Source organism: Nonomuraea sp. NPDC002799 (assembly GCF_053592075.1).
Window position 1 is genome coordinate 1 of the sequence record NZ_JBSFVA010000062.1, and the last position, 13,904, is coordinate 13,904.

The following is a 13,904-nucleotide window of genomic DNA, read 5'->3' on the forward strand; positions in this document are numbered from 1 at the left end:
CCCGAGAACACCGTACGTACGAGTCCGTCATCATCAAGCACAACTCAGCGTGACGCCACAGCACGATCCGTCACCACCGAATCCGAGACAGAGCCGAAAACCGTACAGTCCCGCCCTTGGCAAACTACCGCAGCTGTCCGGGCGTCCCTGAAGCGAGTACGGACATAACAGGTGATCTTCAGCTCCGCACGCCACCACCGCGCGGTTTCAAGATCCAGTAGACCTCTTGAGCCTTCTCAGCTGCTGGTCTTACCGTCGTGACCATGCAACAGATCGATGACCTGGACGTGCTCAAGGTTTTGACCAGCCGGTTTCGGATGAAGCTCTTCAGCCTCCTCTTCCGGATCGGCCCGGTCACAGTGAGCGAGCTCGCCAGGCGGATGGATGCCGACCCCGGCCAGGTGAGCTATCACCTGCGGCAGATGCAGAAGCATGGCTTGATCGAGGACGTGCCGGAGCTCGCCCGGGACAGCCGGGAGCGCTGGGTGCGGGCAGCATTGGGCGGGTTGGCAGTGGTGGATCTTAAAACCCCGGAAGCCAGAGCCGTGGTGCAGGCGTGGAATTCACAGTGGGTGATCGATCAGTTCGAACGGCTGCGCGACTTCGAACGCACGCACATGACGCTTCCCGAGGAGTGGCAGGACGCGTCCTTCGGAAGCAGCCGCCACCTACGGCTCACCCAGGATGAGCTCGCGCAGCTCGCCGACCAGCTCAATGCCGTGTTGGAGCCGTGGCGCGAACTGACTAAGTCGCGTGTCGAATCAAGCGAGACTCCGCCGGACACACGCCCGATCTTCCTCTTCTACCACGCGTTCCCCGAAGAGCCCTGAGGAGTCTTCCATGTATTTCATGCATGAGGAGTGGGGCCGCGCCTACCTCGCTGAACAGCGAGCCGAGGCCGCACGGTTACGCATGGTCCCGCCGCGCTCGCGCCTGCGTGTTCTTCTGCGCCTCCGCGGCCGGTTCGCGGTCACCCTCCGCCGCCTCGCCGATCACCTCGAGCCTGTCTGATAGTCCTGAGGTCGGCGGCCGGCCCAGTGACGCCGAGATGCTCCGGCATGCCCAGCCTGGGGCATCTGAGGGTCGCACGTTACTGCGCGAGGCTGAGGTTAACGATCTTCGGGCGAATACTGTCAACTTCGATGACGCAAGCGCCGATATTTCGACACCCGTCGAACTGACACTGCCCAGGTCGAGGGCAGGGCTCACTGTCACCTTCGCTGCGGCCAGACACCACTGTCTGGCGCGCTTGCAGATGTCAGTACGGCACAGGAGATGTCAGTGGACCTGGCAGCAGGCCATCTGGAGTTGTCAGTGGGCGCGCGTACGGCAGGGGGTTCGGCCCGGGAAATGATGACGGTCTTGCCCCGACGGCTGGCGTTGGTGGTGGCGCCAGCGTCCGGCGAGTCGTTCGCATCGTGGGTGGATCGGATGGCCCTGCGAAACGGATGTCCGCCGTGGACGATGGTCGAAGCATTGGGGCTGGATGTACCCGAGTCAGGTGACGTCCGTTCACTGGCGTACGGCGTCGTTGCCACGCCGGAGACGTGCAGAGCGGTCGAGGCTGCTACAGGCGTGAGCTCCGAGGTCGTGCGTGGGATGCACCTGGAGATGTTCGACGGCTCGGTCCTGGATCTGGCAGGCGTCCGTGTGAGCGACAAGGAGTCAGTCCGCCGGGCTGAGGGCCGTGAGTGGGTGCAGCTCTTCGGCAGCCCGGGTATGTCCGACGTGTCTCGCGGCTTCAGGCGGAGTGTGGCTGGCCTGGTGGAAGCTGGGCTGGGCTGCGGTTTGTCCCAAGCATCGGACGCTGCTGGTGGATCTCTGCCCGAGATGCCGCGTTGCCGTGCGACGGGGTCCGGCCGGGCAGCCTGCGCGTCTGTCTCGCTCCCGGATGCCGTCTCCGTTGCGATGCGGCGCGCTCCTCAGCGGGGCCGTATGCGATCAGCCGCTCCCCCAGATCAGCACGAGCGTGGTGAGTCACAAACTCGCTGATCAGCAACAACTCGTGCTTGAGGTGGCAACACGCCGCCGGCCTGCGCTGATCGCAGGCCAGGTGGTGAGTGCCGGTCAGTGGTTCGCGGTCTTGAAAGCGACGGCGATGCTGGTCCGGCTGGGGGTGCCGGAGGTTCTCCCTCTGCTGGTTGCGCCTTTGGATGGTCAGGACGCGCTGGCCGCAGAGGTTGGTGGACAGCGGTGGAATCGGGCGGGCCCGGTGGGCCGCTTCGGGATGGCTCCGCGGACGGCGTTGGTGGCTGCGGAACTGCTGGCGGTGGCCTTGGAGGTGGCCGCGGCGGAAAGGGAGTCGGAGCTGGTGGCCCGGTTGATGCCACTGGCCGCCGCCGCGCGGATGCGATGGAGGGAGCGGCGGCCGGATCTGTTGACGCAGATGGCTCTGCCGTCTGTCTTCACCGCAGCCCTGAATGCCGTGCTGGATGGGCAAGCTCACCGCCAGTGAGCGGGCCAACAGGGGCGGCCAGAGATGCTTGGCCCGGAAAGTGAGGACGAAGTCGACCATGGGACGCTAACGTGACCTGCGTCCAGGTCCGCTTTCTGCATCCGGACGGGCAGGAAGAGCAGTCACCTCCGTGAGCTGGGGATCGATCCGGCCGCCGGCGACAGCATCGACAACCCCATCCGGCGGCCTTGGCGCTCGCCAGCCGGATAACCGGCGTCATGCTCACCCCGCAACACCTTCGCCGCCCCATCCTGGGCACAGCAATACCCGGCGCCTCCTTCTGATCTGCCTTGACCACCCTTCACGATCTCGGCACCATGCCCGGCATGAGTGCCGGCCTGATCATCGCGATGCCTCTCCGCCAGTGGGGCCTCATCGACGCCTCCATGGACAATGACGCCAGCGTCGAGACAGTGAACGGCGATCACCAGCGAGCGGATCTTGCGCGCAGCATCCGCATGGCCGGTTGGGATCAGATCGCACACTGGACACCCGGCTTTCCCGGCTCCGGTTCGTGGCCGCCACCGAACGAGATCGTGAAACCCGAACTCACGATCGCCCAATGGCTTCTCGCCATCGACGTCCTCGAACGCTGGGCCGCGGCCGCCGATCGCACCGGGCGTCACGAAGCCGCCGCCCAAGAACGCGAACTCCGAGAGCTGATTCTCTCCCGGCTTCAAGCACACGGCGTCCGACTCCCCGAAGCCTCCGTCAGCAACCCTGGGCCAGAACAACCACGAACTTCGGAGTCATAGCCTTCCCGCAAGGAGACGCGATCTTCGACCGGATACTGCCAATTTCGCTGACGCAGCCGCTGGTACTTCGATACCCGTTGAACTGACAGTGCCCAGGCCGAGGGGGCTCACTGTCATCTTCGCTGCGTCCAGACATTGTCTGACGCGCTCAGTGGGGGCGGGGTGGGTCGAGGAGTTCGGTGCCCCCCGCACGTAGGCTGCTCGCCATGGGACTTGCGTCGCCGGCAAGTAGTGTCTCGGCGATGGCCGTACGGGCATAGAGCACGTATCTCCCCGTGCGGTGCGCGCTGGCCAGTCCGGCCTTGCGGAGAGCGGTGAGGTGCTGGTTCGCGCCTGGTTCTGACAGGTCGAGACGGGTGGCCAGTTCTCTGGTCGAGGCGGGCTGGTCGAGTGCGGCCAGCAGCCGGGCACGGGTCCGGCCGAGCACGGCGGCCAGCGCCTGCGGCGGGTCGCTCTCGCGGTGCTCCCAGAGCGTCGCGACGCCGCGCGGGGGGTAGCGGATCGTGGGCTGCCAGGGCGGGGTCGTGATGGAGAAGACACGCGGCCAGGTGAACACCGATGGTACGAGCAACAGTCCCAGTCCACCCAGCGGACGCACACCTTCGCAGACCGTCTTCGGCAGGCGCAGCGTCTCTCCCTCCCACGTCACGGCGGCGTCAAGGTCGCTGAGCATGCGCCGCAGACCGCCCTCGGCCAGCAACCTGGCGCGGTAGAGCACATCGCCTTCGAGCAGGGTCCTGACGCGCGGCCAGTAGGGCGCGATGACCGCTTTCCAGTAACCACGGATCTCCTCGGCCAGCCGTTCGAGGCCGCCCACGGGGTCGGCGTAGAGCTCTTGGAGTGCTCGGGTGCGTGGACCGTCCCAGACGTCGAGACCTTCCTGAACGAGGGGCGCCATCGCCGCCATCCCGGCCAGCTCGACCTCCAGGTCGGGTACGGAGGTCGAGGGCGGCGGGCAGACGAAGCCGACGATCGAGATCGTCGGCACCGGCACCAGGTCGGACAGCAACCGCCAGTCGACATCGGCGAGGGGCCGCCGCACCCGTTCGGCCCAGGGCTTGAGTACGGCGTGCGCGGCCGGGTTCTTCACCACCCGCACACTCGCGACGACCTCCCACAGAGGAGAAACGGCGAAACGGACATTGGCGGCATCCTGTGCGGTGAACGTCAGCTCAAGGCCCATCCGATTCGTCCTCTGCTTAATCAATAGCGCCCAGACCGACGGTTCCAGCATCTAGGTGGTATGACAACTGTTGCCGAGCCCCCGCTCTTGCATGACCCCTCCTTCAGAAACCTCTACCTGGCGTCGGCGGTCAGCCAGTTCGGCACCCAGGTCGGCTACGTGGCGATGCCCCTGCTCGCGGTGACCGCCCTCAACGCGGGGCCCGGCGAAGTGGGACTGCTCAGCGCCCTCACCACCATCACCGTGCTCGTGCTCGGCCTGCCCGCCGGAGCATGGGTGGACCGGGTCAGGCGCCGCCCGGTGATGATCGCGACGGACCTGGTTCGCGCCGCGCTTCTGGTGTCGGTGACGGTCACGTGGTGGCTGGACGCCCTCACGATGACCCAGCTGTACGGCGTCGCCATCGCGACGGGAGTCGGCACGCTCTTCTTCGACGTCGCCTCGCAGAGCACGGTCCCGCACCTGGTCGGCCGCGACCGGCTCACCGCCGCGAACTCGGCGCTCGTCGGCACGAGCGCGGCGATGGACGTAGGCGGCAGAAGCACCGCCGGACTATTGGTGGCTCTCGCGGGCGCACCGGCGGCGATCCTGCTCGACGCGCTCACCTACCTGTGGTCGGCCGTGTGGCTACGCCGGATCAGCAAGCCCGAACCCGCGCCCGCCCCCGTACCCGGCGAGCGACTCGGACGGCAGATCGGCGAGGGGGTGCGATTCCTCTTCGGCAACCGGGTCCTCGTCGCCATCGCGGCACAAGGCGGCATGACGAACCTCGCGTTCCCGCTCTGCTCGACGCTGTTGCCCGTGCTCCTCGTCAACGAGCTCGGGCAGCCCGCCTGGGTGCTCGGGGTCTACCTTGCCATCGGTGGGCTGGGTGTGCTGGCCGGTTCCTCGACGGCTCATCTGATCGGCCGCCGGTTCGGCCGCGGGCGTGCCGTGTGGATCGTCGGCGTGACCACTGCGCCGTTCGCGCTCCTGGTGCCGTTCGTCGGCTGGAGCGTCTGGGTCTCGGCGGCCGCCTGGAGCATCCTGTGCTTCCGGACAGGGGTGAACAACGTGCTGCTCGTCAGCTTCAGGCAGAAGGTCACACCCGACCCGATGCTCGGCCGGATGAACGCCACCATGCGGCTGATCCTTATGGGTGCGGTTGGCGTCGGTGGCCTGCTGACGGGCCTCCTCGGCGAAGTCTGGGGCATCGGAACGGCAATGTGGACAGGCGCAGCGATCATGGCGCTCAGCTGGATACCGATCTGGCTCAGCCCACTCCGCCACGAGGTCTGATTCAGGCCGTCACCGCCCGTCTCCAACCACGAGGAGAACGGTTGGAGAGCACTGGACGAGATCGACAGATGGGCTCGCGCGGCCGGCATCCCCGCGGCGGCCGATGAGCACGAAGACCAATGAGCAGTAAGATCGTTCAGCGATGAGACGGCCACGCAACCGCTCCGATGCCGCCGAGGCCAAGACCCTCTTGCGTCTTCGCCTGTCAGCGGTCCGTGCTGGCCCGGAACCCGGCAAGCCGCCATCCAGTTGATCAGTGGGTACGGCGGCGGGGCGCCAGGACCTCGATGGCCTCCGGGCCGGGTTTGACGTAGTGCCTGGTCAATGCCGAGGGGCGGCCCGGCCCGGTTTCAGGGCGGTAGTCCCCGCGGACCGCGTCGAGGTAGTCCGCTTCGACAACTCGTATGATCACAGGAGGAACGATGCCCTTCGTTGACCAGCTACCCGCTCTCCTAGGCGTCGTTGTCGGTGCGGCCGGCTCCTACGCCGCCTCCAGCCTCACCGAACGCGGCCGCTGGCGCCGCGCGAGAACCGAGCGATGGGACAACGAGCGCTTCCACAGCTACGCCCGCTACGCTCACCTCCTGAAAATCCAGATTCACCTCGCCCAGCGCATCGGCGCGGCCCGCGGTTTACCCCGCACCGGCAACCCGATGGACATCGAGGAGGGGCTGGCTCAGCTCGACGAGGCTGAGACCAAGCGGGCCGCCGAGTGGGAGTCGGTGCTCCTGGTGGGCGACGCGGCAACCGTGGCCGCCGCCCGCACCTGGCACGAAGCGGTCTGGAACGTTGAGCTCTACGCCAAGGGCATGCGCAGCGACCCGGATGGTTGGGTCAGCGCCATAGGCGCGATGAGCCGCGCCCGCGACGCCTTCTATGCCAGCGCCCGCCGCGATCTCGGCATCGCCGGTCCGCCGCCGCCCTCCGGCCAGTGGCCCCGGCCATGGGAAGTCGACGAGCCCGCCAGGCCAAGCAAGATCATCCCGGAGTAAATTTAGACAAGTCCGCCATGCACCCTGCCGAGGGTAGAACAGGCCGCGGCCTCCATCGGTCCATCACCGCGGTAGGCCGACGCGGCCGCGCCGCCGGCGGAGCGGGAGCTCGGCATCCGGGAGGCGCGCGGCCAGCTCGGCGAGCCGGCCGACCGCGCCCGCTACCTGGACGAGACCACCTTCCTGACCAAGCACCGCACCGGTTCGGGGCGAACTATCACCTTTGATGGCATTCGGTCGCTGCCATTCGACAATCCTCTACTTGATAATGCGCAGGTGGGAGCCGGGTTCCACTCTCAGGTTCGCTGCGTCCCGACACGTGTCTGAGGCTCTTGATCCAGATCTGCCGTATGTCTGTGCCGCCGAGACTGCTGGGCCAAAATGGCCCGCATGCCTACCATGCCCGAAGATCACGATGAGACCGCGAACCCCGCCGCACTCAACGCCTATGACATGATCGCCGATGGGTACGCGGCCGAGAACGAGACGAGCCTCCTGAACGCGTACTACGAGCGGCCCGCGATGCTGGAGCTCGCCGGGGACGTGACCGGCCGGCGCATCCTCGACGCCGGTGGCGGCTCGGGTCCCCTGTTCTCCGCGCTGCGCGATCGAGGTGCCATCGTGACCGGCATCGACGCGAGCGCCGGAATGCTGGAGCTGGCCCGACTGCGGCTGGGCGCCGACGCGGATTTGCAGGTCGCTGACCTGGCCGGCCCGCTGCCCTTCCCCGACGAGGCGTTCGACGACGTCACCGCGTCCCTGGTGCTGCACTACCTGGAAGACTGGGGACCGACACTGGCCGAGCTGAGACGCGTGCTGAAGCCTGGCGGCCGGCTCCTCGTCTCGGTCGACCATCCTTTGTCCATCGCTCTTTTTCAGCACATGGCCGGGGAAAAGCCCACGTATTTCGAGACCCGCAGCCGGACCGAAGAATGGACCATGGGTGGGCAGACCGCCCAGATGAAGTTCTGGAACCGGCCGCTGCACGCGATGACCGAAGCCTTCACCGCGGCGGGCTTTCGCATCAGCGTCATCAGCGAACCGCCGTTCGCGCCGGAAGCCCGCGAACTGTTCCCCGAGGAACTCCGCGAGATCGAGCCCACCCGCACGAGGTTCCTGTGCTTCTTGTTCTTCGTTCTCGAAGCCGGCTAGGCGCCTGTTTGGAGTCGTGATCACTTGGCGGGGTCGAGGCTGCGCATCCAGCTGATGGATCCGCGCAGTTGCAGCCCCGCCATGTAGGCTCTCGGGCGCCTTGTCGTAGCGGGTTGCCAGGCCTCGCCAAGCCCGGATCTTGTTGATGCAGCGCTCCACCGTGTTGCGCTCCTTGTACTGTTCGGCGTCGTGCGAGACCGGTCTCCCGCCGACGCGGCCGCGCTTCTTGCGGTTCGCGGCCTGGTCGGCTTTCTCTGGGATCACCGCCTTGATCCCGCGTCTGCGCAGGTAGGAGCGGTTGCCGCGCGACGAGTACGCCTTATCTGCGGCCACCGCGTCGGGCCTGGTCCGCGGGCGACCGACGGGCCCGCGCACCCTGATCTCCTCCAGGATTGTGGGCTGTCGGCGACCTGCCCGGGCGTGAGCGCGAAGGCCAACGGGCGACAGCGCCGGTCCGCCGCAAGATGGACCTTGCCGGTCAGCCCGCCCTGGGGTCGGCCGAGCGCCGCTGCCTTGAGCCGGGCACGGCGGCGCCGACGCAACTTCCGGCGTTCGGCCCGCTCCGTCTCCAGCTCTGCCGATGCTGCGGTCAGCGGGGCGGTTTGCCCGGTTTCCGGTGCCCCTTTTCCTCTGCCGCGGCCTCTTCCAGCGCCGCCCACACCTCGGGGTCGACCACCATCCCCGCTGCGTCGTGGGGCGCGCGAGCCACCGTCGAATCCACACTGACCAGCGACAAGTCCGCCTGACCGCGCCGGGCGGCCTCCGCGGTCATCGCCTCCATCAGCGCGGCGAACACGCCCGCGTCACGCCACTGGGCGAAGCGGTCGTAGACCGTCTGCCAAGCGCCGAACTCCGCCGGCATCTCCCGCCACTGGCCACCGCTGCGAAACCGCCAGATCACACCCTCGAACTGCTCACGAAGCCGACGCGGGTAGGGGCCGTAGCGGCCGACCGGCAAGAACGGCTCGGCCAACTCCCACTCGCTGTCGCTCAGTTCGCGTCGCGTCACAGCAGCGTTCTACCAGCGTCAACACCGGGCGCGGCCCGCAATCCGCAAGACGACAGCACAGAACCAGGGGCGGCCACACTCACCAAGCAGGGGCACCCGATCTCAGAAGCTTTACGTACTGTCGGATGCGCAGCACGTCATCGGGGAAGCAGCTGTCCCAGCCCTGGTCCAGCCGCATCCAGGCCGCGGGCTGCCCATCCTCCGCGATCAGTGGCTGTTCCGGGTCGCTGATCGCGGCATAGGAGAGGGACAGCGTCACCGGCAAACCCGGGCCGAATGACCGCACCGCCACCGCGGCGGGCCGCTCCAACAACCGTGGCCGCAGCCCAGTCTCCTCGGCCAGTTCCCGGGCCGCGCCATCACGCGGACACTCTCCGGGCTCAACCTTGCCACCTGGCGGGACCAGCCCGCGCCACGGATGCCTGACCAGCACGATCTGCTTCAGGGCTGTATCCAAGACCCACACCTCGGCGCCCAACGGCTCCACGGCGCCAACCAGCGCAGAGCACAACCAGGCCCTGGCCCGGTCGAACTCCAGCGTCGCGCTCCCGGCGTCAGCGACGGCAGCATCAAGCGGACGCTGCTCAAACACGCTACGGATCATTGCGACAGGCTATAGACCGCCACCGACACACCACCGGGCTGCAGCGGTCGGCCGCAGCAATGGCCGTCGCCGCGTCGGCCGCGCACACCGCCACGCCACCCACAATCTCCGACCTCGATCACAACTCCAGACAGGCCCTCGGTAGGCGACGTTTCCTGACATTTCCCCGTGCGATGCCTCATGCTGGCTCTCGAATCCTGTACGCGGCGGCCCCACAGCGAGGGTTCGCCCCACGTGGAGGGACAGATGATGCACGTCGAAATCCGGGTGACCGCCGACGGCGACCCCATGGGCGAGCTGATCTCACTGACGACCTGGCTGCGGAGCCAGCGCCCGTTGCAGGGCCGGGTCGAGGCGGTCAGGCGTCCGCCGGGGCCCGAAGAGCTCGGCGGTGCGATGGAGTTGCTCAGCATCGCGGTGGGATCGGGCGGCATAGGAGTGGTGCTGGCCAGGGCGCTGACGACGTGGCTGACCAACAGGCACTCCGATGTCTCCATCACGGTCACCACCGGGGAGACCACGGTGAAGGTGGAGGCCAAGCGGGTGGACGAGGCGCTGCCGCTGCTCCAGGAGGTTCTCAGTCAGGTGGCCGAGGCCGATGTCGGCTGACCCGCGCGCGGCCGCTCCCTGGGCGGGGGCCTCGCAGGCGATCCTCATCGGCACCTCCGTGCACGAGGACGACGGCCTGCCCGATCTACCCGCCGCCGCCAACAGCGTGATGGCGCTGCGCTCGGTGCTGACCGACCCGCGCCTGTGCGGCTGGCCGGCCGCGAACGTCAGCGTCCTGCACAACCAGGGCGACAGCCGGCTCGTGGCCCAGCAGATCCGCCGGTCGGCCAGGGAGACCACCGGGGTGCTCCTGCTCTACTTCGTCGGGCACGGCATGCTCACCGCCGAGGGCGCGTTATGCCTGGCACTGGCCGACACCGTCGCCGAGGACCCCGATCTGACGGGTCTGGAGTACTCCCATGTCCGCAGCGCGCTGCGGAGCAGCCCGGCCGCGGTGAAGATCGCCATCTTGGACTGCTGCTACGCCGGAACGGTCATCCAGAGCGAGGCTCTGTCCACGCACGTGAGCCTGATCGCCGACCAGAGCGACGTCCGGGGCGTCTACACGCTGACCGCCAGTGACCTGGCCGCCCACGTCGCTCGCTTCGACGATCAACTCGACGTCTGCACCTCCTTCACCGGCGAGTTGCTGCACCTGGTCCGCGGTGGACTCCCGGGCGAGCCGGACCCCCTCACTCTGGGCGTCCTGTACGGGCACCTGCGCCACCGGCTACGCGCCCAGGGGCTGCCCGACCCCAACCAGCGCGGCACCGACAACGCCCACAGCTTCCCCTTCACCAGGAACGCCGCCCGCTCGGCCACCCGCCCGCCCGCCGCCCCTTCGCCCGCCCCGGCCGTTGCCGCCGGCCGGATCAGCAAGGGGCAGACCTTCGCGCCGGCCAGACGGCTGGGCTGGACGTGGTGGCTACTCTCACTCCTGCCGCTGGCCCTTACCATCGCCTTCCCGCTGCTGATCTTGAACTTGTTGACGCCGCTGATCCTGGGCTCGGCCGAGCTCAGACTCCTGGTGGTCGAAGTGGCCGGTTTCCTGATCTCCTTCAGGCTGTTCGTGATCATGGTGCAACGGGGCAGCCAGCACATGAGTCGGCGGCGGGCCCGGCTGCTCATCGTGAACGCGGCCGGGATCGAGGTACGGGTGGGCGACCAGCGATGGTTCTACCGCTGGACCGATGTCGCTCGCATCACCGAGCGGCGGCGCAACCTCCACCACTACATCTGCCTCGACCTGAAACCCTCGGCCGTACTGCCCCCTGCGAAGCCCTCGGAGGATCTCAGCCCGTGGTACCACCCGGGCCGGGGCGAGGTCCTGCTGACCAGGCTCAGCGGATACCGGGCCGGCCGACAGGAGATCATCGACGAGATCGCCCGGTGCGCCGGGCCGAAGTGGTTGGAGAGCTGAACGCCGATCAGGCGCACAACTCCCTGATCGTAGCGGCGAGGATGCCGGTGACCTGGTGCAAGGAGGCGATGTGCGGAAGCATTGCCGCCATCCCTACCAGCCGGAGGCGTCGGCCACTACGTGGGAAAGATCACCGTGTTGAAGCGCGCGGGAGGGGCTCACGAAGTGCAGCGATCCGCCGTCGCCCCACTCGAATTCATGAGTGCCCGCAAGCTCGAGTAAGGCTGGTCTGCAAGCATGAGCCGGCCCCCGGTTGGGCCAGCCGAAGACTTGGTGGCTTCCAGCCGCGCGGCCGCTCCCTGGGCGGGGGCCTCGCAGGCAATCCTGTCTTCAGCGGGGCGTTGGCGCGTTCGCCGGGTCCGCGAAGCTTGGCGTGGGAGCGCTTGGCCTGTTCCGTGACGCGGGCTGGAACGGCCAGGAGCTGCGCATTCCTCTCGTGCTGCCGGTGCCGGCCGCGGAAGCCGATTTGACATCGTGTCAGCAGGTACGCAATTTTAGGCAAGCCTAACCTAAATAATGACGTCGAGTTCTGGCAGGAGAACGTGTGGAACAGCCCCGGTGGAACGACGATCTCGACATCGACGTCCGGCTGGCCAGGGTCGAGGAGGAGGTGCGGTCGGCGCGTCTCGACCTGGCCGAGGTCGAAGGGCGGGCCGAGGCCGCCAAGGGGTTGGTGACCGTGCGCGTCGGGGCCGACTTCCGGATCCGCGACCTCAGACTCGACCCCCGCGCGATGCGGTTGCCGTCGGCGGAACTCACCGAGGCGATCAAGGAGGCTGCCAACGCCGCCGCCGACCAGGTGACGGTCCGGGCGCGAGGGATCACCGCCGCGCTGACCGGCGAGGCGTTCGAGGATCTTCCGTGACGATCGCGTTCCAGGGGTTCGCCGTCGCACCGGCCGACCTGAGCAGGGCGTCGAACGGCGTGAACGCCCTGGTCGGCAGGGTGGGCGAGATCGAGGAACTCACCGCCGAGGCCACCCGGCAACTTTCCGGTTTCCACCCGTGGGGGATGCTCGGCGAGATCCATCTCCGTGATTCGTGCACGTCGCTGATGGAGGAGTTCTCCGGCCATCTGCGCGCCATGCGCGCCGGGTTCGAGGGGGCGGGCGAGCGCCTGGCGAAGACCGGGGCCGGCTACGCCGCCGCCGATCCGGCAGACGGGATGCTCGCGGCCATGCTGGCCGCGGCGGCCGAACGCAAGGAGATCGAGCCGGACCCCATCAGGGAGCTGAACCCGGCCTCCCGCTTCTATCGCGACCACAAGATACTCCACGGCGTGATCACCTCGGGTCCCTACCCGTTCGGCCTGTTCGGCAACACCGTCATGGACGGCGTGCGACTGTACGGTGACATCACCAGCGACGACATGTTCAACATCGGCTCAGACCTGGCGCAGTTCACCCAGGACGTGATCGGCACCTACTTCAGCGCCCGCAGCGCCCCGTCGCTGATCCGGGCCGACCCGCTCGGCTATCTGGTGAACAACGGCAGCCGATTCCTGATCAACGCCCTTTACTGGGTGAAGTGGGCGGCCGACTGGGTGACCGGCGACCCGATCGCGACCGGGCAGGCCGCATACAACTACGACAGCATGGCGACCAGCGTGCGCGGCCTGGCGAAAGACCTGGACCGGGCGCTGGCGGCGGTCTACCGGGACGGCGGCTGGGAGGGCGAGGCGAGCGAGGCGGCGCGGGCGCGGCTGGCGGTCTTCAGCCGGGGCATCGCCGAGACCGGTGACCTGGCCAACCGGGTCGCCGCGATGTTGCAACTGTCGAGTGCGATCATGGGCTCGGTCGAGGGGATCGTCAGAGGCGTCATCAGCGACCTGGTCGTCTGGGCGGCCAGAACGTGGTTCAGCGCCACCATGCTGGCCCCCGCGACGGGCGGGCAGTCGGTCGTGACCGCGGCCGGCGAGATCACCGCGGCCTCGGCCACGTCGGCGGGCAGGGTCGGCGCGGTGCTCGACCAAGCCGCATCGTTCCTGCGGCGGCTGTCCGCGCTGATGCGGCGGGCGATGACGGCGATGGCGCAGGGCAAGAACCGGGCGTTCACCTGGCTGCGCGGCACCCCGTGGGGCCGCAGGAACCTGGAGTTCGCCTTCGGCTCGCGCTACTTCGACCAGATCGTCAGGGGCGACGCGCGGGCCGCGGCCGGGGCCAGGCTGACCTGGCGGGACTACGCGGCCAGTTTCAGGCAGCAGACCAGACAGCTCACGCTGTCCAACACCGTCGGCGCCTTCGGCTTCTGGGGATACCGCACCGACAAACGGGGTGTGCCCTACCCTGACGGGCGGCAGAAACTCAGCATCCAGCGGTATGCGTACAAGGACAGGAACGGAGAGGCGAACGCGTTCACCGCCTACCCGGCGCCGCTGGCGTTCACCGCGATCTACGCGCTGCCGTTCGCCCGTGCCCTGCAGTACAGCGGGCGTGCGGGAGAGGAGGTGACCGCCGCCCAGATCGACGCCCACCTTTCTCTCTGATTCTCGCCGGGGCAGCGGACGAC

14 protein-coding genes and 2 pseudogenes are annotated in these 13,904 nt (G+C 68.0%); 12 read left to right on the forward strand and 4 right to left on the reverse strand.

The window, feature by feature from the left end; genetic code table 11:
* Window positions 1–263 precede the first annotated feature (263 nt).
* The 5 genes and pseudogenes from ACWD0F_RS49120 to ACWD0F_RS49140 all read left to right on the forward strand — a co-directional run bounded on the left by ACWD0F_RS49120 (window position 264) and on the right by ACWD0F_RS49140 (window position 3,210).
* On the forward strand, window positions 264–830 hold the full coding sequence (locus ACWD0F_RS49120) for an ArsR/SmtB family transcription factor (protein WP_449889645.1): 567 nt from the start codon (window positions 264–266) through the stop codon (window positions 828–830).
* A 10-nt stretch (window positions 831–840) separates the two neighbouring features.
* Window positions 841–1,011: a hypothetical protein gene (locus ACWD0F_RS49125; protein WP_449889647.1), complete on the forward strand. Its 171-nt coding sequence runs from the start codon at window positions 841–843 to the stop codon at window positions 1,009–1,011.
* 676 nt (window positions 1,012–1,687) lie between these two features.
* Window positions 1,688–1,801, forward strand: a pseudogene (locus ACWD0F_RS49130) (hypothetical protein); the annotation flags it as partial.
* 171 nt (window positions 1,802–1,972) lie between these two features.
* Window positions 1,973–2,455 (forward strand): hypothetical protein, encoded by a 483-nt coding sequence (locus ACWD0F_RS49135; protein WP_449889680.1) that lies wholly within the window; start codon window positions 1,973–1,975, stop codon window positions 2,453–2,455.
* Window positions 2,456–2,781: 326 nt separating this feature from the next.
* On the forward strand, window positions 2,782–3,210 hold the full coding sequence (locus ACWD0F_RS49140; protein WP_449889649.1) for a hypothetical protein: 429 nt from the start codon (window positions 2,782–2,784) through the stop codon (window positions 3,208–3,210).
* Between the two features lie 148 nt (window positions 3,211–3,358).
* On the opposite strand, the gene ACWD0F_RS49145 is transcribed toward ACWD0F_RS49140, so the two are convergent.
* Window positions 3,359–4,393 carry a DUF5937 family protein gene (locus ACWD0F_RS49145; RefSeq protein ID WP_449889651.1) on the reverse strand — a complete coding sequence of 345 codons (1,035 nt, stop codon included), beginning with the start codon at window positions 4,391–4,393 and terminating at the stop codon, window positions 3,359–3,361.
* A gap of 60 nt (window positions 4,394–4,453) precedes the next feature.
* On the opposite strand from ACWD0F_RS49145, the gene ACWD0F_RS49150 reads away from it, so the two are divergent.
* Window positions 4,454–5,671: an MFS transporter gene (locus tag ACWD0F_RS49150; RefSeq protein WP_449889653.1), complete on the forward strand. Its 1,218-nt coding sequence runs from the start codon at window positions 4,454–4,456 to the stop codon at window positions 5,669–5,671.
* A gap of 253 nt (window positions 5,672–5,924) precedes the next feature.
* On the opposite strand, the gene ACWD0F_RS49155 is transcribed toward ACWD0F_RS49150, so the two are convergent.
* Window positions 5,925–6,083, reverse strand: coding sequence for a hypothetical protein (locus ACWD0F_RS49155; protein WP_449889654.1), 159 nt, complete (start codon window positions 6,081–6,083; stop codon window positions 5,925–5,927).
* Window positions 6,084–6,093: 10 nt separating this feature from the next.
* On the opposite strand from ACWD0F_RS49155, the gene ACWD0F_RS49160 reads away from it, so the two are divergent.
* Both ACWD0F_RS49160 and ACWD0F_RS49165 read left to right on the forward strand, forming a co-directional pair.
* Window positions 6,094–6,663 carry a hypothetical protein gene (locus tag ACWD0F_RS49160; protein ID WP_449889656.1) on the forward strand — a complete coding sequence of 190 codons (570 nt, stop codon included), beginning with the start codon at window positions 6,094–6,096 and terminating at the stop codon, window positions 6,661–6,663.
* A gap of 381 nt (window positions 6,664–7,044) precedes the next feature.
* Window positions 7,045–7,815, forward strand: a complete 771-nt coding sequence (locus ACWD0F_RS49165) for a class I SAM-dependent methyltransferase (protein ID WP_449889658.1) — start codon at window positions 7,045–7,047, stop codon at window positions 7,813–7,815.
* 20 nt (window positions 7,816–7,835) lie between these two features.
* Here the strand turns inward: ACWD0F_RS49165 and ACWD0F_RS49170 are convergent.
* Both ACWD0F_RS49170 and ACWD0F_RS49175 read right to left on the reverse strand, forming a co-directional pair.
* A pseudogene (locus ACWD0F_RS49170) lies at window positions 7,836–8,824 on the reverse strand (IS5 family transposase).
* Between the two features lie 79 nt (window positions 8,825–8,903).
* The gene (locus ACWD0F_RS49175) at window positions 8,904–9,428 is read right to left on the reverse strand and encodes an NUDIX hydrolase (RefSeq protein WP_449889660.1); all 525 of its coding nucleotides are present in this window, start codon (window positions 9,426–9,428) and stop codon (window positions 8,904–8,906) included.
* Window positions 9,429–9,674: 246 nt separating this feature from the next.
* On the opposite strand from ACWD0F_RS49175, the gene ACWD0F_RS49180 reads away from it, so the two are divergent.
* The 4 genes from ACWD0F_RS49180 (at window position 9,675) to ACWD0F_RS49195 (ending at window position 13,881) form a co-directional block, all read left to right on the forward strand.
* Window positions 9,675–10,037, forward strand: coding sequence for an effector-associated constant component EACC1 (locus tag ACWD0F_RS49180; RefSeq protein ID WP_449889662.1), 363 nt, complete (start codon window positions 9,675–9,677; stop codon window positions 10,035–10,037).
* Entirely contained in the window at window positions 10,027–11,397 is a 1,371-nt protein-coding gene (locus tag ACWD0F_RS49185; RefSeq protein ID WP_449889664.1) for a caspase family protein, read from the forward strand. The genes ACWD0F_RS49180 and ACWD0F_RS49185 overlap by 11 nt, the downstream gene beginning before the upstream one ends.
* 544 nt (window positions 11,398–11,941) lie before the next feature.
* The gene (locus tag ACWD0F_RS49190; protein ID WP_449889665.1) at window positions 11,942–12,262 is read left to right on the forward strand and encodes a YbaB/EbfC family nucleoid-associated protein; all 321 of its coding nucleotides are present in this window, start codon (window positions 11,942–11,944) and stop codon (window positions 12,260–12,262) included.
* Window positions 12,259–13,881, forward strand: a complete 1,623-nt coding sequence (locus ACWD0F_RS49195) for a WXG100 family type VII secretion target (RefSeq protein ID WP_449889667.1) — start codon at window positions 12,259–12,261, stop codon at window positions 13,879–13,881. The genes ACWD0F_RS49190 and ACWD0F_RS49195 overlap by 4 nt, the downstream gene beginning before the upstream one ends.
* Window positions 13,882–13,904: the final 23 nt, after the last annotated feature.

Bases quoted from the DNA above. Each gene is read 5' to 3' on its own strand.
- ACWD0F_RS49120 (WP_449889645.1), top strand. From the start codon at position 264: ATGCAACAGATCGATGACCTGGACGTGCTCAAGGTTTTGACCAGCCGG.
- ACWD0F_RS49125 (WP_449889647.1), top strand. From the start codon at position 841: ATGTATTTCATGCATGAGGAGTGGGGCCGCGCCTACCTCGCTGAACAG.
- ACWD0F_RS49140 (WP_449889649.1), top strand. From the start codon at position 2,782: ATGAGTGCCGGCCTGATCATCGCGATGCCTCTCCGCCAGTGGGGCCTC.
- ACWD0F_RS49145 (WP_449889651.1), bottom strand. From the start codon at position 4,393: ATGGGCCTTGAGCTGACGTTCACCGCACAGGATGCCGCCAATGTCCGT.
- ACWD0F_RS49150 (WP_449889653.1), top strand. From the start codon at position 4,454: ATGACAACTGTTGCCGAGCCCCCGCTCTTGCATGACCCCTCCTTCAGA.
- ACWD0F_RS49160 (WP_449889656.1), top strand. From the start codon at position 6,094: ATGCCCTTCGTTGACCAGCTACCCGCTCTCCTAGGCGTCGTTGTCGGT.
- ACWD0F_RS49165 (WP_449889658.1), top strand. From the start codon at position 7,045: ATGGCCCGCATGCCTACCATGCCCGAAGATCACGATGAGACCGCGAAC.
- ACWD0F_RS49175 (WP_449889660.1), bottom strand. From the start codon at position 9,428: ATGATCCGTAGCGTGTTTGAGCAGCGTCCGCTTGATGCTGCCGTCGCT.
- ACWD0F_RS49180 (WP_449889662.1), top strand. From the start codon at position 9,675: ATGATGCACGTCGAAATCCGGGTGACCGCCGACGGCGACCCCATGGGC.
- ACWD0F_RS49185 (WP_449889664.1), top strand. From the start codon at position 10,027: ATGTCGGCTGACCCGCGCGCGGCCGCTCCCTGGGCGGGGGCCTCGCAG.